This window comes from Paenarthrobacter aurescens (genome assembly GCF_041549525.1).
GTDB classification, from domain to species: Bacteria; Actinomycetota; Actinomycetes; order Actinomycetales; family Micrococcaceae; genus Arthrobacter; species Arthrobacter aurescens.
In genome coordinates, this window is sequence record NZ_CP157456.1 from 4,164,887 (window position 1) to 4,183,929 (window position 19,043).

The window sequence follows — 19,043 nt, forward strand, 5'->3', positions numbered from 1 at the left end:
GATCCGTGGTGGTCGGATGAAGCGATGCCCCCAATAGTTCCGTCAGCACAAGGACGCTGGCTACGATTCGGCCTACCCAACTTTTGGGCTCGAACATGGGCCGGGACATACCTGCACGTACCATGCGGGTACTCAGTTTTTGCAGAGCGACTACTCGGATGGCCGCTGCTCATAGCGGCCACGGCACGGCAGCGAGTACTCGCCTTCCAGCCCGGTGTCCACAGGGTGGACAGGGTCTGTGAGCCTGCCGGCGCCGGGATGCCATGGCCGTTGCGTCAACATTGTGCCCATCTTGAGCAAAAACTGCGCTGGTGTTCGATTGCTGAGGAGTTCATTCAAGGAGCCCTCGGCAAGCAGCGTCAGGGCTGCTCACCCCGGCCAACGCCCGCTTAACCCCCGACGGCGGCCGGTCGCCTCCAAGAGGTAACCAGCCGTCGTCGTACTGCTGCAGCTTTCCCAGCCGCTGCTGCTGTGGTGTGTTTGGGCGTGGGGCGTGTTTGGGCGTGGGGCGTGTTTGGGCGTGGGGCGTGTTTGGGCGTGGGCGGGTGTGTTTAGGCGTGGGCGGCGAGGATGGTGGAGGCTTCCTGGCGGGTGGTGCCGGAGTCCTGGATGCCCTCGGCGATGTGGGCGAGCTCGGCGGGGATGTCCCGGCCTTTCTTCCGCATGGCGGTGGCCCACAAACGTCCGGCACGGTAGGAGGACCGGACCAGGGGGCCGGACATGACACCGAGGAAGCCGATCTCCTGGGCTTCTTCCTGGAGGTCCACGAACTCCTGGGGCTTGACCCAGCGGTCCACCGGCAGGTGTCGCTCGGACGGGCGCAGGTACTGGGTGATGGTGATCAGGTCACAGCCGGCGGCGTGCAGGTCCCGGAGGGCTTCGGAGATTTCCTCGCGGGTCTCGCCCATGCCCAGGATCAGGTTGGACTTGGTCACCATGCCCAGATCCCGGCCCTGGGTGATGACGTCCAGGGAACGTTCGTACCGGAACGCCGGACGGATCCGCTTGAAAATCCTCGGCACGGTTTCGACGTTGTGCGCGAATACCTCGGGCTTGGAGTCACAGATCGCCGCGATGTGCTCGGGTTTGCCGGAGAAGTCCGGGATCAGCAGCTCCACCCCGGTGCCCGGGTTCAGTTCATGGATTTTCCGGACCGTTTCGGCGTACAACCACACACCTTCATCGGCCAGGTCATCACGGGCCACCCCGGTCACCGTGGCGTACCGCAGCTGCATGGCCTGGACGCTGCGGGCCACTTTGGTGGGCTCGAACATGTCCACCGGGGAGGGTTTACCCGTATCGATCTGGCAGAAATCACAACGCCGGGTGCACTCGGACCCGCCGATCAGGAACGTCGCTTCCTTGTCTTCCCAGCACTCAAAAATGTTCGGGCAGCCGGCCTCCTCACATACCGTGTGCAGGCCTTCCTTCTTCACCAGATTCTTGAGCTGGACAAACTCCGGGCCCATCTGGACCTTGGCTTTGATCCACTCAGGCTTACGTTCAACCGGGACAGCCGAGTTGCGCTGCTCAACGCGCAGCAACTTACGGCCTTCAGGGGCGAGTGTCATGACGTTCCTTCTGGTTTGTTATCAGCAGTCTGCGTGCGGTCCCTTGTGAGGCCCGCTATGCGCCCTTCAAGAGCGTCCAATCGCGCAGAGCGGACCCCACAATGCATGGTGGTGTGCCACTTAGCATTCGACGACGTTGACGGCGAGTCCGCCCATGGCGGTTTCCTTGTACTTGTGGGACATGTCCTTGCCGGTCTCCCGCATGGTCACAATGACCTCGTCCAAGGACACCCGGTGTGTTCCATCGCCCCACAACGCCATCTTCGCCGCGTTAATGGCCTTCGCCGCAGCAATCGCGTTCCGCTCAATACACGGAATCTGCACCAACCCCCCGATCGGATCACACGTGAGCCCCAGGTTGTGTTCCATCGCGATCTCCGCAGCGTTCTCCACCTGACCCGGTGTACCGCCCATCACCTCAGCCAGACCAGCAGCAGCCATCGACGACGCCGACCCCACCTCACCCTGACACCCCACCTCAGCACCCGAAATGGACGCCTGCTCCTTATACAACACACCCACAGCACCAGCAGCGAGCAGGAACTTCACCACCACATCATCCCGGTCCTGCTGCGTCGCCTGATCCATCCCCGGCGCGTAATTCAACGCGTAATACAACACCGCCGGAATGATCCCCGCAGCACCATTGGTCGGCGCCGTCACCACCCGGCCACCAGTGGCGTTCTCCTCATTGACCGCCAACGCGATCAGGTTCACCCACTCCTGCCAGTACTTCGGATCGTTCCGGTCCTTGTCCTCCTTCAGGAGCCGCTCCAACCAATCCGGAGCACGACGACGAACCCGCAACCCACCCGGCAACACACCTTCACGCTTCAACGAGGTCTCAACACAGGCCTCCATCACAGCCCAGATATGCAACAGACCCTCACGGATCTCCTCCTCAGACCGGGACGCCCGCTCGTTGATGAACATGATGTCGCTGATCCCCAAACCCTTGGACGCACACCTGCCCAACAACTCCGCCGCCGTCCTGAACGGCAACGGCAACTCCTTCTTGGACTCCTCAAGATCCTCCCGGGCCGCGTCTTCCTCACCCTCCCGGACAATGAACCCACCACCCACCGAGAAGAACGTCGCCTCCCGCAACACATTCCCCTGGGCATCGGAAACAGCGAACTTCATCCCGTTCGTATGCCGCGGCAACACCGTCAACGGATGCAGAATCATGTCCTCCACCGCATACGGCACCTCCACACCCCCACCGGAAGCACCCGCCAGATTCAACACACCCGTCTCCGCGATCGCCGCGAGCCGCTCCTCCACCTCCTCAGGCAGGATCAGCTCGGGGTGGTACCCCTCCAAACCCAGCAACGTAGCCGTCATGGTCCCATGGCCCTTACCCGTCGCGGCCAACGACCCATACAAATCAACACGCAAAGACGCCACCGAACCCAGGACACCAGCGTCCTTGAGCTCACCGGCAAACACCGCCCCAGCACACATCGGCCCCACAGTATGAGAACTCGACGGGCCAATACCCACAGTAAACAGATCGAAGACCCCAACGGCCATGGTCATTTCCTAACGACGTATAACGAATAGAACCCGCCCCGCCCCCAAACAAACGGAGCGGACCCCACAAAGACCCTGCCCCGCCATTTCGGGGGTTCCCTGCCAAACATGCCGTGCGCACGGCACCTCCCGCAGGGAACCCCCGAATCGGCTAGACGGGGCCCGCGGAGGATGCCAGCTCCGACGGGCCAACCCAAGAGGCTCAGCCCAGGTTCGCTGTCCCCGGGTAGAGCGGGTGGGCCGCAGCAAGAACCTCTACGCGGTGACGCAGCCCGGAGAGGTCCGCGTCGGCGTCGGCGATCAGTACTTCGGCGATGATGTCCGCTACCTCACGGAAGGCCGCTTCCCCGAAGCCGCGCGTTGCCAAGGCCGGGGTGCCGATCCGGAGACCGGAAGTGACCATGGGCGGGCGGGGGTCGAAGGGGACTGCGTTGCGGTTGACCGTGATGTCGATCGCGGCGAGTCGGTCTTCGGCTTGCTGGCCGTCGAGTTCGCAGTCGCGCAGGTCCACCAACACCAGGTGCACGTCGGTTCCGCCGGAGACAACGGAGATGCCCTTGGCGGCAACGTCGGGCTGGATCAATCGCTCGGCGAGGATACGGGAGCCTGCCAGGACGCGTTCCTGACGTTCCCGGAATTCTTCCGAGGCAGCGATCTTGAACGCCACGGCCTTGCCGGCGATGACGTGCTCCAGCGGTCCGCCTTGCTGGCCCGGGAACACGGCCGAGTTGATCTTCTTGGCGATGTCGGCGTCGTTGGAGAGGATGATGCCGCCGCGCGGACCGGCGAGGGTCTTATGCGTGGTGGACGTGGTGACGTGAGCGTGCGGGACCGGGGACGGGTGCAGCCCGGCGGCCACCAGCCCGGCGAAGTGGGCCATGTCCACCATGAGGTAGGCGCCCACGGAGTCGGCGATCCGGCGGAATTCAGCGAAGTCCAGCTGCCGCGCGTATGCGGACCAGCCGGCAACGATCAGTGCCGGTTTGTGTTCCTGCGCCAAGGCCTCAACCTCGGCCATGTCCACTGTGTGGGTGTCCTCGCGGACGCCGTAAGGGACCACGTTGTAGAGCTTGCCGGAGAAGTTGATCCGCATTCCGTGGGTCAGGTGTCCGCCGTGGGCGAGGTTCAGGCCCATGATGGTGTCGCCGGGCTTGATCAGTGCGTGCATCACGGAGGCGTTGGCCTGCGCACCTGAGTGCGGCTGGACGTTCGCGTATTCGGCACCGAACAGGGCCTTGATTCGGTCGATGGCCAGCTGCTCGATCACGTCGACGTGCTCGCAGCCACCGTAGTAGCGCTTGCCCGGGTAACCTTCGGCGTATTTGTTGGTCAGTACCGAACCCTGCGCCTGCATCACGGCGACGGCGGTGTGGTTCTCGGACGCGATCATTTCCAGGCCATCGCGCTGGCGAGCCAGTTCGTCGTCGATCTTCGCCGCGATCTCCGGATCCAGCTCGGACAGTTGGGCGTCCAGCGACGCCGACACCACCTGCTGGTACTCAGTTACAGATACCGGGTTCACAGTTCTCCACCGTTCGTTGCAGCGTATTCTTCGGCCGACATCAGCGGCCCTTCTTCCGTTGCGGCTACCTTGAACAACCAGCCGGCACCGTAGGGATCGTTGTTGATGAGCGCGGGATCGGTGACGACGGCGTCGTTGATCTCTGTCACTTCACCGGTCACGGGTGAGTACAGGTCCGAGACTGACTTGGTGGATTCCACCTCGCCACACGTCTCGCCTGCGGTCACTGTGGAGCCAACCTCGGGCAGGTCCACATACACAATGTCGCCCAGGGCATCAGCGGCCACCGCGGAAATCCCGATTCCCACCGGCCCGTCCCCATCGACGGCAACCCACTCGTGCTCAGCCGAGTATTTCAATTCAGCAACTACTTTGCTCATTCCAATTCCTTCTCTCTCTTCGAGTTTTTGTACATGTGAGGCCCTTAAACGGGCCTTATAAGGGCGGTATGTGTACAAAAACTCCTATTTTTGGCGCTTGTAGAACGGGAGCTGCACTACTTCGAACGGCTCGGCTTTGCCACGCAGGTCGACGTCCACGGTGGTGCCCGGCTCGGAATGCTCGACGTCGACATACGCCAAGGCGATCGGGTAACCGAGCGTCGGGCTCGGCTGGCCGGAAGTAACCTCGCCGATCAGGGAGCCGTCCTTGAGGACCGAGTAGTGGGCGCGTGCTGCACGACGTCCAGTGCCTTTGAGGCCCACGAGCTTCTGCCCCAGAGTGGTCCCGACGCCGGCGGCCTTGATGGCTGTCAGTGCATCGCGGCCAATGAAGTCGCTTTCCTTGGCCAGGGAAACCACCGGGCCCAACCCTGCAGCGTAGGCGTTGACGTGGCGGGAAAGCTCGTTGCCGTACAGGGGCATCCCGGCTTCCAGTCGCAGGGAGTCGCGGGCAGCGAGTCCGGCGGGGATGAGACCGTGGCCGTCGCCGGCGTCGAGCAAAGCTTCCCAAAGGCCAGCAGCATCGACGTTGGGGAGGTAGATTTCGAAGCCGTCCTCGCCGGTGTACCCAGTGCGGGCCAGCAACAGGTCCTGCCCGTTGATGGAGACCTCCACGGCCGCGTAGTACTTCAGCTCGGTGACCAGCGCGTGCTGCTCTGCCGGAACCAGAGCAAGCAGGATCGCCTCGGCATTCGGACCCTGCACAGCGATCAGCGAGGTTTCTGCCGAAGCGTCTTCCACCACGACGTCGAACCCGGCCGAACGGTCCTTCAGCGCAGCAGCAACTACCTTCGCGTTGCCCGCGTTGGGCACCACCAGGTAACTGTCCACGCCTTCTTCGGGAGAGGGGCGGCGGTAGGTAATGAGGTCATCGATGATGCCGCCGTCTGCGTTGCAGATCAGCGAGTACTTGGCCTTGCCCACCGCGACGGCGGACAGTTTGCCCGCCAGCGCGTAGTCCAGAAAGGCGGCCGCGTCCGGGCCGCTGACCCAGACTTCGCCCATATGGGAGAGGTCGAACAGGCCGGCGGTCTTGCGGACCGCGTGGTGCTCGGCGAGCTCGGACTCGTACTTCAGGGGCATCTGCCAGCCGCCGAAATCGGTGAAAGAGGCGCCGGCCTTTTTGTGCTGCTCGTAAAGAGCGGTGTAATTCTCAGACATGTCAGGAGTCCTTAGTTTTCGAAGTCAGCAGTGTTCTCGAACGCCTCGAGGGGCGGGCAGGAGCACACAAGATTCCGGTCACCTGCGGCGCCGTCGATCCTGCCGACCGGCGGGAAGTACTTGTCCTGCTTGAGGTGGTGGACGGGGAACGCGGCCTGCTCACGCGGGTAGTCACGGTCCCAATCGGAGTTCACGACGGCGGCAGCCGTGTGCGGTGCGTTGCGCAGCGGCGACTTCTCAACAGTGAAATCACCGCCGGCCACCTGCTCGATTTCGGCCCGGATGGTGATCATGGCTTCGATGAAGCGGTCGATCTCGGCCAGGTCCTCGGACTCGGTGGGCTCCACCATCAAGGTGCCCGCAACCGGGAAGGCCAGGGTGGGGGCGTGGAAGCCGAAGTCGATGAGGCGCTTGGCCACATCCTCGGCAGTAACGCCCGTGCGCGCGGTCAGTTCGCGGAGGTCCAAAATGCACTCGTGGGCAACAAGTCCGCCCTCGCCCGTGTACAAAACGGGGAAGTGCTCATCCAAGCGGGAGGCAACATAGTTGGCCGCCAACAGCGCGGACTTGGTGGCTTCCGTCAGTCCCTGGCCGCCCATGAGCTTCACGTAAGCCCAGGAAATCGGCAGCACACCGGCGGATCCATAACGCGAAGCGGAGATGGCCACGCCATGACCTTCCTCGTGCACAGCCTTGTTCGCGTCGCCCGGCATGAACGGCGCCAAATGGGCTTTCGCAGCAACCGGCCCAACGCCCGGCCCGCCGCCACCATGCGGAATGCAGAAAGTCTTGTGCAGGTTCAGGTGGGACACATCCCCGCCGAACTTGCCCGGCTGGGCCAAGCCAACCAAGGCGTTCAAGTTGGCGCCATCGACGTAGACCTGGCCACCGGCTGCGTGGATGGCATCGCAGACGTCGCGGACATCAGCGTCGTACACACCGTGCGTGGACGGGTAAGTAATCATGATGCAGGACAGCACGTCCTTGTTGGCCTCGATCTTGGCCGTCAGATCGGCGTGATCGATGGTGCCGTCGGCAGCCGTTGCCACCACAACAACCTTCATGCCAGCCAGCACAGCAGAGGCCGCGTTGGTCCCGTGAGCCGAGGCCGGGATCAGGCAGACCGTGCGCTGCTGGTCACCGCGGGAATGGTGGTAGCCACGGATAGCCAACAGGCCCGCCAGCTCGCCCTGCGAACCGGCGTTGGGCTGAATGGAGACCTGGTCATAGCCGGTGATCTCCGTCAGGTCCGCTTCAAGATCCTCGATCAGTTCACGCCAACCCGCCGTCTGGTGGTCAGGAGCGAACGGGTGGATGGAGGCGAACTCCGGCCAGGAAATCGCTTCCATCTCAGCAGTCGCATTCAATTTCATGGTGCACGAGCCCAACGGGATCATGGTGCGGTCCAGCGCGAGGTCCCGGTCTGACAGCTTGCGGATATAGCGCAACAGCTGCGTCTCGGAACGGTGCGTGTTGAACACCGGATGCTGCAGGAAATCCGACGTGCGGACCACGGATGCGGGCAATTCGAACCCTGCGGCGTGCCCAACCGGGCCGGCACCGAAGGCGACGGCTACTGCGGAGAGGACCTCCGGCGTCGTGGTTTCATCAACGGACACGCCAACAGTGTCAGCATCGATCAAGCGCAGGTTGATGCCGCGGGCTTCGGCGGCGGCGATGACCTTCTCCGCCTTGCCGGGAACGCGGACTGTGAGGGTGTCGAAGAACGTCTCGGACACCAGTTCGCGGCCGGCCTTCTGCAAAGCCGAGGCCAAAACACGGGCGTGTCCGTGGACTGTTTCGGCGATCGCCTTCAGGCCCTCGGGACCGTGGTACACCGCGTACATGGAGGCGACGATCGCAAGCAGCGCCTGAGCGGTGCAGATGTTGGACGTGGCCTTCTCGCGGCGGATGTGCTGCTCACGGGTCTGGAGTGCCAGGCGGTAAGCAGGTACGCCGGCGTTGTCCTTGGAGACGCCCACGATGCGGCCGGGAAGCGTGCGTTCCATGCCTTCGCGGACGGCCATGTAGGCAGCGTGCGGGCCGCCGAAGAACAGCGGCACACCGAAACGCTGCGCGGTTCCGACGGCGACGTCCGCACCTTGCTCGCCCGGGGGCGTGATGAGGGTGAGCGCCAGCAAATCCGCGGCGACCGTCACCAGCGCACCGCGTTCCTTGGCGTCGGCAATCACGGCCGTGTGGTCGAAAACGCGGCCCGAAACGCCAGGCTGCTGCAGGACAATACCGTTGATCTCGCCGTCGGGAAGACCCGCGCTGAGGTCGGTGACCTCAACCTCGAAGCCGAGCGCCTCGGCGCGGCCCTTCACAATGGCGATGGTCTGCGGGAGGAGGTCAGCGTCCAGGACGGTCTTGCCGTCCTTGGCCGTCTTGGACTTGTTGGCCCGGCGCATCAGCAACACAGCCTCAGCAACAGCGGTGGCTTCATCCAGCAACGAAGCATTGGCCACGGGGAGTCCGGTGAGGTCCTGCACCATGGTCTGGAAGTTCAGGAGAGCCTCAAGGCGGCCCTGCGAAATTTCGGGCTGGTACGGAGTGTAAGCCGTGTACCAGGCCGGAGCCTCCAGGATGTTGCGGCGGATAACGGGCGGCGTCACAGTGTCGTAGTAGCCCTGGCCGATCATCTGGACGGCGGTCTTGTTCTTGGACGCGAGCTTCCGGAGCTCGGCGAGGACCTGCACCTCGGTGAGGGCGTCCTGCAACTTCAGGGCAGTTTCCTGGCGGATGGAATCGGGGACGGCGACCTCTACCAGGCCGTCGACAGAGTCGTAGCCGATGGCCTTGAGCATGGTGTCAACATCAGCCTGGCGGCGAGCGCCGATGTGCCGGTCCGCGAAGGCGGTGGGGGTTGATTGAACAGTCAAGAGGAACTCCATGATTCAGGCGCCCAGTGAGCGCTCGATGATGTGGGGTTCCTCCCCGCTCTGTATTGGACCTGAGAGATTCCGCAGGAATGGCTGCCTGCTTGCACCGTCGGTGAGCCCGGTTACCCGGACTGCTTTCCAGAGTTGCCTAACCGCGGCGGTACATGGGCCTGAGAGATTCCTGGGGAGGATTTGCTCCTACGGCGCCTGACTGGATGTACCGGCAGGACTCTCCCGCCGCAGATCAAAAGCGTTGCATCACGTTCAGTGACACGCTTCACACCATAGCGGGTTGTTTTGAAAAAGCGCAAGCAAGGTGTGTCAACATCCCTGCCCTTGTGACAAGTTCCTGAAACCTTCGAGTGGTAGTTTGAACTCTGCTGAGCCAGACACCCGCACCAAAAACGGAGGACTATCCATGCTTAAGGGTTTCAAGGACTTCATACTTCGCGGCAACGTGATCGAGCTGGCCATTGCCGTAGTCATCGGCAGTGCGTTCACCGCTCTCGTTGCTGCTTTCACCACCAACATCATCAATCCCGTGATCGCCGCCGCCGGTGGCATGAACGCTGACGGACTCGGCTTCAGGATCTGGGACAACAACCCCGCCACGTTCATCAACTTCGGTGCTGTTTTGACCGCGCTTGTGACCTTTGTGATCACAGCCGCCGTGGTCTACTTCATCTTCGTAGCGCCCATGAACAAGATCAATTCCCTGGTGAAGAGCCGCCTTGCTACCGAGGAGCCTGAAGAAGAGCCCCTTCCCGCAGATACTGCCCTTCTGGCCGAAATCCGCGATCTCCTGAAGGAAGCAGCGGCCCACCGCTCCGATCGCGCCTCGGATCTGGACTCCACCCTGGACAGCGAGCTCGATTCCGACCGCACTCGCTAGAGCAGGCAACACCCGGCAGGCTCCCCGGCCCGGCCGTTCTTGCACGGTTACGCTCGTGCACGGTTACGCTCCTGCCCGGTTACCAAGTCAAAACCCGGCATCCTCAACGCGAGGATGCCGGGTTTTCGCGTTGAGAACGCCGTCAGAAGGGCACAAACCGGGAGGGAACGCACGCTCCAGGCCAGATTATTCACCGGCCTCACTATTCACCGGCCTGACTATTCACCGGCCTGACCCCAGAACGTGATTCCAGGGCAACGGGTTTGAAACACGGTCAGGGCAGCATGAGAACATGAAGCCCATCCCGAGCACTCCCGTCACCGCGGATCTCCTCTGTGACGTTTGCGGCCAATTGCCCGAAGCTTCCAAGGCGCGGCTCACGCTCGCGAACATCGCAGTCATGCTTCCCATCGAATTGCTGGTTCATGCGGCAGTGGTTGGCACCCATTTGCCCTACGTGGCCAAGGTATTGCTGCTGGCGGTCACCGCCACGGTATTGGTCATCTGGGTGGCTGAACCATCAGCGGCCAAGGTCCTGCGACGCTGGTTGCACGCGCCGGCACTCCGCCAGCGGCACAAATTGCACCTCGCTCCAGCGCTGTGGCGCGCCCGAACCATCTTGTTGGACCAGCCAGGGTCCTTGCAGAAAATGACCCAGTCCCTTGCGAAGATCGACGCCAACATCCTGAGCCTCCACGTCCACCCGGTGGCCGGCACAGGCCGCGTCCAGCCTGACCTCTCCGCTGCATCCGCTGCATCCACGGCATCCGCGTCCAACGAACGGGTGATGGACGAGTTCGTTCTCTCCACCCCGGGCGAAATCACGGAGCAGGAACTTCTGAAAGCACTTCACGACGGCGGCGGGCATGAGTCACATGTTTGGCCCACCACAGCTCTGGCCATGGCAGACGGGCAAACCAAGGCCCTGAGCCTTGCAACCCGCGTCGCAGGCAACCCGCAGGAGCTCCCCTTGGTCGTCGCCGAGCTCCTGTCCGCAAAAGTAGTCCCGTTCAATCCTGAACACTCCACACCGGAGGCGACCACCGGCGTCGGGCTTTCCGCCGACACCCTCAAAATTCCGACGGCGTGGCACGGTCCGCTGGTCTTTTCCCGGCCCGGCGAACCGTTTTCCCCGGCCGAGTCGGCACGCGCCCACAGACTGGCAGAACTCGCGGAGATCCTGGCGCACACGCCTTCCGCTTCCCGTCTGTCTCCAAACAGGCTGTAGGGTTTGCGACACATTCGAGCTCTTGCGGTTGCTAAGACAGGAAGGGTGCGTACGCCATGCGAAGATTTCTCCGACACTTCGCATCGCACTCTTTCTTTCTTCAGTGGGGGACCCATGTCTGACAACACACCATCCAACGCGCCCGAATTCGGCGGACCGAACTCCAATCCGGCCCCGGAACCTCGATTCGGAGTCCGTCTTCCTGCCGGGCAGGGTCCTGAAGTCCCGTCGTGGCATCCGGAAGCTGCACCGTCCGCGCAAGCTGCCCAGCCAGCTCAGTTCAACTCCCAGGCGAGCCGTCCCAACGGTCAGGAGGACATCGGGCGGGGCACCTTGTTCGCGTTGGCCGCGCTGCCTATTGGCGTCATTCTGTGGATGATCCTTTGGAACTTCGGATGGATGACATCCCTGGTCACCTACGCAGCGGCTTTCATGGCCGCAAAGTTCTATGTTGTGGGAGCCGGCGCCCTGAGCCGCAAGGGTGTTTGGGTGGTGGCTGTGGTCACCGCCGCTACAGCACTGGTTTCCTTCTTGGGCGGAGTCTGGCTGGACGCCGTGAAATTTCTTGGTCGCGAGCCCCTGGCTATGGTGATGAGCTCTGAGCCGTGGGCCCTCATGGCGGACAACTTTGCCTACAACCCGGACTTCATTGGCGGCTACATAGGGGACTTCCTGCTGGCGCTCCTGTTTGGCGCCCTCGGTTGCTTCTTCACCCTCAGGCAGCTTTTCGCCGAAACCAAAGAGTCATAGGACGGCAGCCGGGCCTCCAGCCATGTAGCCGTCCGAGGACATGATGGCCGAATAGATGAGCCTGGCCACGGAGTTCAGTCCTCGTCGATTTTTTCGAGAAGCTTCTTTAGGGCATCACGAATGTCATCGTGGTTGTACTGGCCGGCCCTGCTCTCTGCCGAGATCACGCCGCATCGATGAATTTTCCTGAAGTCGCCGATGGGGAATTTGTAGTGGCCCTTCTGGTCCTTCGGATGCTCGTCGTCCACGCCAAGGAACCACTTGGAGTACTCGGCGTGGCCATGCTTATCCAGAAAGTCGTTCTCGTCCTTGGTGTCCGGAGCGTGCTCGCTCCAAGCATCGCGGTTGTCCTTGACCACTTTGCCGTCGCCGATCAGGTGCTTCGCGTGGTCGAAAGCCTTCTTGTTCAGTTTCACGGTCATGACGCAGCCTCGCTTGGATATGCGGTTCAGCTTGTTCGGTTCAGCTTGTTCGGTTCAGCCAGCATAGGACCGCCGATGCTTCCCCGGAAGGCCCGACGCTTCACTCCGGACCGTCCGGGACCTCAGTTCATGAGCCGGACCCAAAGGCCGGTGCCCCGTTCTTTCATCACCAGTCGCCGTTGTATGACCCCTGTTTGAGCAAGCCACAACACCGTTCCGTCGGCAGTCACCGCTTCCACCGTGCCCTGATCCAAGATGTGGTTGTCCTGCCAAATCTGGACTGTGTGCCCAACCAGCAACCTCCAATTGGTGACCCTCTTGCCCCGGGCGAAGCCGAAGCGCGACCCAAACAGCGAATCCTTTTTACCGTTCTGCAATTGGTGACTCCTCGCCAGCCGTACAAGTATTCCTTGAAAGGTTTCTGTACAAGTCGTGTGCCGTAGCGGCTCACTCCATGACGAAAATTCACGGCCGTATTGAAGAGAGATTCGTCTCCTCTACTAGAGCGCCTTCACCGCGCCGAGCACCTTGGTCAGCGAATCCTTGGCATCACCGAACAGCAGGGTGGTTTGGGGTTCGTAGAGCAGCTCATTTTCAATCCCGGCAAAACCGGGACGCATGGAGCGTTTGAGGAACACCACCTGCCGGGAGTCGGCTACTTCCAGAATGGGCATCCCGTAAATCGGCGAGCCGGATGTGGTCTTAGCGGCCGGGTTCACAACATCGTTGGCGCCCACCACCAGCGCAACATCGGTGGTTTTGAATTCGGAGTTGATCTCGCTCATCTCCTTCAAGGACTCGTACGGCACACTGGCCTCAGCCAGGAGCACGTTCATGTGGCCCGGCATGCGTCCGGCCACGGGATGGATGGCGAAGTCCACCTCAATTCCGCGTGCTTCGAGGGCAAGGGCAAGCTCGGCAGCGGTGTGCTGGCCCTGTGCCACTGCCAGGCCGTATCCCGGAACGATGATCACCCGCTGCGCATAACCAAGCAACACTGCCACGTCCTCCGGACTGGAGGACCTCACGGGCCGCTCACTTACTGCAGTTGAGCCCGCGGTGGATCCACCTTTGAAGGCCCCGAACATGATGCCCGCAACACTGCGTCCCATCGCGGCAGCCATGGCGCGGGTCAGGATGGTGCCCGAAGCCCCCACCAGCGTGCCCGCCACCACCAGAAGAACGTTGCCCAGCACCAGACCCGATGCCGCGACCGCCAAGCCGGTGAAGGCATTCAAAAGGGAAATGACAATCGGCACGTCCGCGCCTCCCACCGGGAGCACCAACAGGATTCCGGCAACCAGCCCCAACAGCAGCAGAACCTGTGCCAAGGCCAACCAACCGCTCAGGATCACCACAATCCCGGCTCCGACCGCGGCCAGCAACACCACTGCCATCAGGGCGGGCAGGCCCGGGAACGTGACGGGCCTGGTGGTCATGAGCCCCTGCAGTTTGGCGAAGGTGACCCCGGACCCGGCAAAGGACACAGCGCCCACCAGCAACGTAAAGACAATCGCCAGGCGGACCCACGGATCAGCCGTGTGGGAGAGTTCCAGCAACGCCACCAAGGCCGCCGCGCCACCGCCCACACCGTTGAAGAGTGCCACGAGCTGCGGCATCTGCGTCATCTGCACTCGGCGGGCAACCGGCGCGGCGATGCCCGAACCCACAGCAATTGCCCCAAGAATCCACGGAATGTTGTCCAGCTTGACCGAAACAAATACCGTCACCACAGCCAGCAGTGCACCAAATGCCCCGATCAGGTTGCCGCGCCGGGCAGTCCGCGGTGAATTCAGGCCTTTCAGCGCAAGGATGAAGCAGGCCGCCGCGGCAAGGTAGAGAAGCGCCGTCCATGTGGGGTTCAGAAGCGTCATGGCCTGCGCTCCTTCTCCGCCGGCTCTACGGAGCCGGCCCCACCAAGAACACCGGGACTTCCTGGGTCTCCGGCACTTATGTCCGGACCGCGGCCATGACCGCCTACGCCTCCCGCTCTCCCAGTGCCCGACGCCGGCCGCTGCCGTCCGCGGAACATCTCCAGCATCCTGTCGGTCACCACAAAGCCGCCGACGAGGTTGGCCGTGGCAAGGACAACAGCCAACAGGGCCACCGCCAGCACCCAGGGATCGGAGGCCTGCCCTGCCACGATGATGGCTCCCACCAAGATGATGCCGTGGATTGCGTTGGCACCGGACATGAGCGGCGTGTGCAGGGTGCTCGAAACCTTGGAAACAACCTCAAAGCCCACGAACACAGCCAGGACAGTAATCGTTAGAAGGCTCATGCCGTCCATCAGCGCGCTCCTTCACTGCGGGGTTGTGCGGCGAGTGCTTCGGCAGTGGGCATGTGCCGAACATCGCCATGATGGGTGAGGCATGTGCCGGCAACAACTTCGTCCGAGAAGTCTGGGGAAACTGTGCCATCCCGTGTCATGAGGGCCAGCAGGTTGGCCACGTTTTTTGCGAACAAACGTGAGGCATCAGCGGGCATTGCCGATGCCGCGTCCTTGATTCCCACCAGTGTCACCGTGCCGTGGCCGTCTCCGGTGGGGATGGGAAGGTCCTGGCCGGGGATGCTTCCCTCCACGTTTCCGCCGGATTCCGCTGCAAGGTCCACCACTACGGAACCGGGCCGCATGCCCTGGACCATCTCCCGCGTTACCAGGAGCGGGGCACGTCTGCCAGGTACCGCTGCAGTGGTGATCAGGACGTCTGCCTGAGCTACGTGGGGTGCCAGAAGGGCCCTTTGCAGGGCACCCCGGTCCGCGCTGAGTTCCCTGGCATAGCCGCCGGAAGCCTCGGCCGTTTCCAGGTCCAGCTTGATGAATGTCCCTCCCATGGATGCCACTTCATCTGCCGATGCTGGCCGGATGTCGTTGGCTGACACGCGGGCGCCGAGCCTTTTGGCAGTTCCGATTGCCTGCAAACCAGCTACTCCGGCCCCGAGTATCAGCACGCGGGCGGGCGGGATGGTCCCCGCCGCCGTCATGTACAGCGGGAAGAAACGTGGGAGCCTCATGGCCGCCTCGAGGACGCAGCGGTAGCCGGCCACCAGGGCCTGCGAAGTCAGCGCATCCATGGACTGGGCGCGAGAGATGCGCGGGACCAGTTCAAGGGCAAAGGAGGTGATTCCCCCGCTTGCGAGCGCTTGCACTGTGGGTAACTCCGAGGCTGGCGACCCCAGCCCCACGGTGACTGATCCGCGGCGGAGAGCTTCCGCCGTCGACGGTTCCATGGGACGCACGTGGCAGTAAACGTCCAAGGACCCAAGGTCCAGTGACTGCACCACGGTGGCCCCTGCAGCGGCGTAGTCCTGGTCGCTGTGGCCGGATGCCAGACCCGCCCCGGACTCCACTTCAACCTCAAGGCCCAGCCCTGCCAGTTGCTTCACCGTGTCCGGTGTTGCGGCCACTCGTCGCTCACCGTCGAGCCTCTCGCGCGCTATGCCTGCCTTCACCCGCCACCCCTTTTCCGGAGCCTCCACAACTCAGTTGGCATGAGTCTATGACTGCGGGGGGCCGCGCGGGAGTAGGGGGCTGCGCTATGTGCATAAGTCCACTAGGGTCGGTGGGAGCTGGGAGCAACCAGTCACCAACACCGTCGACGAGCCGGTCCGGCCGTGCCGTCGGAAAGGAACGCCACTATGGACACCTTCAAAATCGGTTACTTCGTCGGAAGCCTGGCGAGCAATTCCATCAACCGGGTCCTCTCCAAGGCCCTTATCAGTGTGGCTCCGCCGGAACTGGAATTCCATGAGATCGCCATCAAAGACCTTCCCTTGTACAGCTCGGATTACGATTCCGATTTCCCGCCGGCGGGACGGGACCTGAAGGATGCCATCGCCGCCTCGGACGGCATCCTGTTCATCTCCCCGGAGTACAACCGCTCCATTCCTGGCGCACTGAAGAACGCCATCGATTGGGGTTCACGCCCTTGGGGCACCAACTCCTTCGCCCGCAAGCCCACGGGAATCATTGGAGCCTCGCCGGGCGGTATTGGAACGGCCGTGATGCAGTCCTCCATGCGCAGCGTCCTGAGCTTCCTGGACGCGCCGCAGCTGAATGCGCCGGAGGCTTACATCCGCTTCGTCGCGGACGCGTACGACGACGACGGTTCAGTTAAGGACGAGGCAACGGCTGGGCTGTTGCGGCACTATATGGAGGAATACAGCGCATTTGTCCAGCGTGTCCTCGCCGCCAACGCACCGGGCCACATTGGTGATCAGGAACCGGATTCCGCCAAGCTCACGCGGTAGCACCACGTTCGGGTGCCGCTCGCGTGGCGGGCCGCATGGTGCGGGCGGCACCGCAGCAAACCATCCACAGTCCAGGTTTAGTCAGTATGCTTACTTTACGAGGAATCATGCGAGTAAACCAGGAGGAACGATGCTTCGCAGATTAGCCATGACCGCCCTTGCTTTGGTCCTTTTCGCCGGCGCCACACTCTCCACGACCGTTGCGGCCAACGCAGTAGTGGGCACGCAGGGTAGCGTCGCCGCCACCACCACGCCATCGCCGGAACCCAGCAATCCCTCCGGGCCATCCACTGCCACACCAACGGCGGAACCGACAACCGACGTCTCGAATCCCGCCGGCACCGGACCGGCCAACCCAGGCACCAGCGAGACAGAACAGCAGGAGCAGACGCGCACCGACGTCGTTCCTTATGTTTTGGCGGGAGTCGCGGCGGTGATCATCATTGCGCTGATCATCTGGACCGCGCGGAACCGGCGCGGACGGGACAAGGGCATCAGCCACGAGCCCCGCTAGCCACAACAGCGGGGCGCTAGCCACAACGGCGAAACAGGCAGCGAGATGCGCCGCGCGGACAGGAAAGCTAGGCGTCCAGTGAACCCGTCATGAGTTTGCCGATCATGCTGCTTTCCAAGTGCTCCAAGAGGTGCCGCGGATTGTCATAGACTTCCGCGGCACCGGCGTCGCGCAGTTCGGCTTCACTGATTCCGCCGCAGGTCAAAGCGATCACGGGCACCCCGATCGCAGCGCCGGCCTTTACATCCCACACGGCGTCGCCCACGAACACCACATCCTCCGGACCGAGCCCGAGCTTCTCCAGGCACGCTTCCAGAATGTCCGGAGCCGGCTTGCTCTCCTTGGCGTCATTGGAGCTGGTCCACGCATCAATGGAGGACGCGGCGTCAAGAAGGTGCCTGCTCACTTCAAGATCGCGCTCCTGCGCCGAGGACGCCAATCCCACTGCCAGCCCTGCGTCCGAGCATGCGGCCAGGAGGTCGCGAACGGAGTCGAAGGTCCGCAGGGAAGGCCAAAACGTGGAAAACACGGCACTATGCCCGGCTTTGAGTTCCTCCTGCATGTCCTCGGTGCAGTCCGGGACCAGGCTCTGAATGAGCTTGTCCCCTCCCATTCCCACGCGGCGATGGATGGCGGACATTTCAATGTCCAGGCCTTCACGCCGGAACGCCTGCCACCAAGCCATTGCATGGAAGTAGCTGGAATCGATCAGCGTTCCATCCACATCGAAGAGAACGCCGTGCTTCTTTTTGCCTGGCCCGTCAGCCGCCACAGTTGACCACCTCCGCTTGAGTCTGCGCCTGCGCCCGTGACTGCGCCTGCGCGCCTTGGGCGGCCAGCGCGGAATCGATCACCGGCTCTTCCAGCATGAGCACGGCATACCGCTCAGCCGATGCGGGCCGCAGCAGCCCCGTCCCCGCCACCTCACGGATCGCCGCGACTCCCTCAACAGCCTCATCCATAGTGGAAAACTGCTTGGACAGGCCCATCAACACGTCGTCGCCGTCCACCATCAGAATCCGAAATTCCCCATCAGGCGTTTCAACCAGTTCCAAATGCCCGGCCATCCGTACCTCCTCGTCTTCGATGCCAAACAGCATAGTAAGACTACTTAGTATAAACCTCTCAGTAATATTGCGTCACGCGGGAAATAGGCGTGTGCAACTTGTTGTTGGCACAGGCATGACAACAATCGGAATCATCGGTGCAGGACACATTGGCAGCCAAGTCGCCCGCAAAGCGGTAGAACTCGGCTATGACGTGGTCATGAGCAACTCCCGAGGGCCGGAAACCCTCAGTGAGCTGGTGACCGAACTCGGGCCGCGTGCCCGGGCCGCAACAGCAGGCGAGGCAGCAGCGGCTGGTGATTTCGCCGTCGTGACCGTCCCCCTGAAGAACTACAAGGACATCCCCGCGGAGCCGCTTGAGGGCAAGATCGTAATCGACACCAACAACTATTACTGGGAGCGCGACGGCCGCATTGCCGAGCTGGATAACGGCGAAGCCACCACTTCCGGCCTGCTCCAGAAGCACCTGCCCACCTCCAAGGTGGCCAAGGGCTTCAACCACATTTTCGCCAAGGACATCACCACCGACGGCACCCCGGCAGGCACTCCCAACCGTCGTGCCCTGGCTACCTCGAGCGACTTCTCCGAAGCAGCCGAGCTCGTCACCAAGCTCTATGACGAGTTCGGCTTCGACACCGTCAACATCGGGCCGCTGGAGGACAGCTGGCGCGTAGAGCGGGACCGCCCGGCCTACGTCATCCGCCAGAACGCGGACGAACTCCGCGAGAATCTCGCCAAGGCAACGCGCACGGTTTAACCCGGAACGCACGACGGCGGTAAGCGGCTTACGCTTGCCGCCGCACCTCTATG

General features: G+C 62.7%; 19 protein-coding genes, 1 pseudogene and 1 riboswitch. Of the genes and pseudogenes, 6 read left to right on the top strand and 14 right to left on the bottom strand.

The window, feature by feature from the left end:
- Positions 1-150: 150 nt before the first annotated feature.
- The 7 genes from ABI796_RS19350 to gcvP form a co-directional block, all read right to left on the bottom strand.
- Positions 151-282: a hypothetical protein gene (locus ABI796_RS19350; protein ID WP_281283990.1), complete on the bottom strand. Its 132-nt coding sequence runs from the start codon at positions 280-282 to the stop codon at positions 151-153.
- 269 nt (positions 283-551) lie between these two features.
- Complete coding sequence (gene lipA, locus ABI796_RS19355) at positions 552-1,571, bottom strand: lipoyl synthase (protein ID WP_344761923.1); 1,020 nt, start codon at positions 1,569-1,571, stop codon at positions 552-554.
- Positions 1,572-1,691: 120 nt separating this feature from the next.
- Entirely contained in the window at positions 1,692-3,104 is a 1,413-nt protein-coding gene (locus tag ABI796_RS19360; RefSeq protein ID WP_344761925.1) for an L-serine ammonia-lyase, read from the bottom strand.
- A gap of 202 nt (positions 3,105-3,306) precedes the next feature.
- Complete coding sequence (glyA, locus tag ABI796_RS19365; RefSeq protein ID WP_141284247.1) at positions 3,307-4,626, bottom strand: serine hydroxymethyltransferase; 1,320 nt, start codon at positions 4,624-4,626, stop codon at positions 3,307-3,309.
- The gene (gene gcvH / locus ABI796_RS19370; protein ID WP_090821801.1) at positions 4,623-5,006 is read right to left on the bottom strand and encodes a glycine cleavage system protein GcvH; all 384 of its coding nucleotides are present in this window, start codon (positions 5,004-5,006) and stop codon (positions 4,623-4,625) included. Before gcvH ends, glyA begins: the two co-directional genes overlap by 4 nt.
- A gap of 84 nt (positions 5,007-5,090) precedes the next feature.
- A complete protein-coding gene (gene gcvT, locus ABI796_RS19375; RefSeq protein WP_141284249.1) occupies positions 5,091-6,227 on the bottom strand; it encodes a glycine cleavage system aminomethyltransferase GcvT in 1,137 nt (378 codons plus the stop codon).
- A gap of 11 nt (positions 6,228-6,238) precedes the next feature.
- Positions 6,239-9,109 carry an aminomethyl-transferring glycine dehydrogenase gene (gene gcvP, locus ABI796_RS19380; protein ID WP_141284251.1) on the bottom strand — a complete coding sequence of 957 codons (2,871 nt, stop codon included), beginning with the start codon at positions 9,107-9,109 and terminating at the stop codon, positions 6,239-6,241.
- Positions 9,110-9,257: 148 nt separating this feature from the next.
- A riboswitch (glycine riboswitch) is annotated at positions 9,258-9,356 on the bottom strand.
- 171 nt (positions 9,357-9,527) lie between these two features.
- Between gcvP and mscL the strand changes: the two genes are divergently transcribed.
- The 3 genes from mscL to ABI796_RS19395 all read left to right on the top strand — a co-directional run bounded on the left by mscL (position 9,528) and on the right by ABI796_RS19395 (position 11,979).
- Positions 9,528-10,001, top strand: coding sequence for a large conductance mechanosensitive channel protein MscL (mscL, locus tag ABI796_RS19385; RefSeq protein WP_141284253.1), 474 nt, complete (start codon positions 9,528-9,530; stop codon positions 9,999-10,001).
- A gap of 292 nt (positions 10,002-10,293) precedes the next feature.
- A complete protein-coding gene (locus ABI796_RS19390; protein WP_141284255.1) occupies positions 10,294-11,229 on the top strand; it encodes an amino acid-binding protein in 936 nt (311 codons plus the stop codon).
- A 114-nt stretch (positions 11,230-11,343) separates the two neighbouring features.
- Positions 11,344-11,979 (top strand): hypothetical protein, encoded by a 636-nt coding sequence (locus ABI796_RS19395; RefSeq protein WP_141284257.1) that lies wholly within the window; start codon positions 11,344-11,346, stop codon positions 11,977-11,979.
- A gap of 74 nt (positions 11,980-12,053) precedes the next feature.
- Here the strand turns inward: ABI796_RS19395 and ABI796_RS19400 are convergent, their stop codons facing one another.
- The 5 genes and pseudogenes from ABI796_RS19400 to ABI796_RS19420 form a co-directional block, all read right to left on the bottom strand.
- Complete coding sequence (locus tag ABI796_RS19400) at positions 12,054-12,401, bottom strand: hypothetical protein (RefSeq protein WP_141284259.1); 348 nt, start codon at positions 12,399-12,401, stop codon at positions 12,054-12,056.
- Positions 12,402-12,523: 122 nt separating this feature from the next.
- The gene (locus ABI796_RS19405; RefSeq protein WP_246095830.1) at positions 12,524-12,778 is read right to left on the bottom strand and encodes a hypothetical protein; all 255 of its coding nucleotides are present in this window, start codon (positions 12,776-12,778) and stop codon (positions 12,524-12,526) included.
- 123 nt (positions 12,779-12,901) lie between these two features.
- Entirely contained in the window at positions 12,902-14,275 is a 1,374-nt protein-coding gene (locus tag ABI796_RS19410; protein WP_141284261.1) for an NAD(P)(+) transhydrogenase (Re/Si-specific) subunit beta, read from the bottom strand.
- A gap of 119 nt (positions 14,276-14,394) precedes the next feature.
- Positions 14,395-14,691, bottom strand: a pseudogene (locus tag ABI796_RS19415) (NAD(P) transhydrogenase subunit alpha); the annotation flags it as partial.
- Positions 14,691-15,854, bottom strand: a complete 1,164-nt coding sequence (locus ABI796_RS19420) for a Re/Si-specific NAD(P)(+) transhydrogenase subunit alpha (protein ID WP_141284263.1) — start codon at positions 15,852-15,854, stop codon at positions 14,691-14,693. The gene ABI796_RS19420 and the pseudogene ABI796_RS19415, both read right to left, overlap by 1 nt.
- A 186-nt stretch (positions 15,855-16,040) precedes the next feature.
- Here ABI796_RS19420 and ABI796_RS19425 point away from each other — a divergent pair, with 186 nt between their 5' ends.
- Both ABI796_RS19425 and ABI796_RS19430 read left to right on the top strand, forming a co-directional pair.
- The gene (locus ABI796_RS19425; RefSeq protein WP_141284265.1) at positions 16,041-16,652 is read left to right on the top strand and encodes an NADPH-dependent FMN reductase; all 612 of its coding nucleotides are present in this window, start codon (positions 16,041-16,043) and stop codon (positions 16,650-16,652) included.
- A gap of 130 nt (positions 16,653-16,782) precedes the next feature.
- Complete coding sequence (locus tag ABI796_RS19430; RefSeq protein WP_141284267.1) at positions 16,783-17,166, top strand: hypothetical protein; 384 nt, start codon at positions 16,783-16,785, stop codon at positions 17,164-17,166.
- Between the two features lie 67 nt (positions 17,167-17,233).
- Here the strand turns inward: ABI796_RS19430 and ABI796_RS19435 are convergent, their stop codons facing one another.
- Positions 17,234-17,938, bottom strand: a complete 705-nt coding sequence (locus ABI796_RS19435) for an HAD family hydrolase (RefSeq protein ID WP_141284269.1) — start codon at positions 17,936-17,938, stop codon at positions 17,234-17,236.
- Positions 17,928-18,266, bottom strand: coding sequence for a hypothetical protein (locus ABI796_RS19440; protein ID WP_246095832.1), 339 nt, complete (start codon positions 18,264-18,266; stop codon positions 17,928-17,930). The genes ABI796_RS19435 and ABI796_RS19440 overlap by 11 nt, the downstream gene beginning before the upstream one ends.
- Positions 18,267-18,348: 82 nt before the next feature.
- Between ABI796_RS19440 and ABI796_RS19445 the strand changes: the two genes are divergently transcribed.
- A complete protein-coding gene (locus ABI796_RS19445) occupies positions 18,349-18,990 on the top strand; it encodes an NADPH-dependent F420 reductase (protein WP_141284271.1) in 642 nt (213 codons plus the stop codon).
- Positions 18,991-19,043: the final 53 nt, after the last annotated feature.

Bases quoted from the DNA above. Each gene is read 5' to 3' on its own strand.
- ABI796_RS19350 (WP_281283990.1), bottom strand. From the start codon at position 282: ATGTTGACGCAACGGCCATGGCATCCCGGCGCCGGCAGGCTCACAGAC.
- lipA (WP_344761923.1), bottom strand. From the start codon at position 1,571: ATGACACTCGCCCCTGAAGGCCGTAAGTTGCTGCGCGTTGAGCAGCGC.
- ABI796_RS19360 (WP_344761925.1), bottom strand. From the start codon at position 3,104: ATGGCCGTTGGGGTCTTCGATCTGTTTACTGTGGGTATTGGCCCGTCG.
- gcvH (WP_090821801.1), bottom strand. From the start codon at position 5,006: ATGAGCAAAGTAGTTGCTGAATTGAAATACTCGGCTGAGCACGAGTGG.
- gcvT (WP_141284249.1), bottom strand. From the start codon at position 6,227: ATGTCTGAGAATTACACCGCTCTTTACGAGCAGCACAAAAAGGCCGGC.
- mscL (WP_141284253.1), top strand. From the start codon at position 9,528: ATGCTTAAGGGTTTCAAGGACTTCATACTTCGCGGCAACGTGATCGAG.
- ABI796_RS19390 (WP_141284255.1), top strand. From the start codon at position 10,294: ATGAAGCCCATCCCGAGCACTCCCGTCACCGCGGATCTCCTCTGTGAC.
- ABI796_RS19395 (WP_141284257.1), top strand. From the start codon at position 11,344: ATGTCTGACAACACACCATCCAACGCGCCCGAATTCGGCGGACCGAAC.
- ABI796_RS19400 (WP_141284259.1), bottom strand. From the start codon at position 12,401: ATGACCGTGAAACTGAACAAGAAGGCTTTCGACCACGCGAAGCACCTG.
- ABI796_RS19410 (WP_141284261.1), bottom strand. From the start codon at position 14,275: ATGACGCTTCTGAACCCCACATGGACGGCGCTTCTCTACCTTGCCGCG.
- ABI796_RS19425 (WP_141284265.1), top strand. From the start codon at position 16,041: ATGGACACCTTCAAAATCGGTTACTTCGTCGGAAGCCTGGCGAGCAAT.
- ABI796_RS19430 (WP_141284267.1), top strand. From the start codon at position 16,783: ATGCTTCGCAGATTAGCCATGACCGCCCTTGCTTTGGTCCTTTTCGCC.
- ABI796_RS19440 (WP_246095832.1), bottom strand. From the start codon at position 18,266: ATGCTGTTTGGCATCGAAGACGAGGAGGTACGGATGGCCGGGCATTTG.
- ABI796_RS19445 (WP_141284271.1), top strand. From the start codon at position 18,349: ATGACAACAATCGGAATCATCGGTGCAGGACACATTGGCAGCCAAGTC.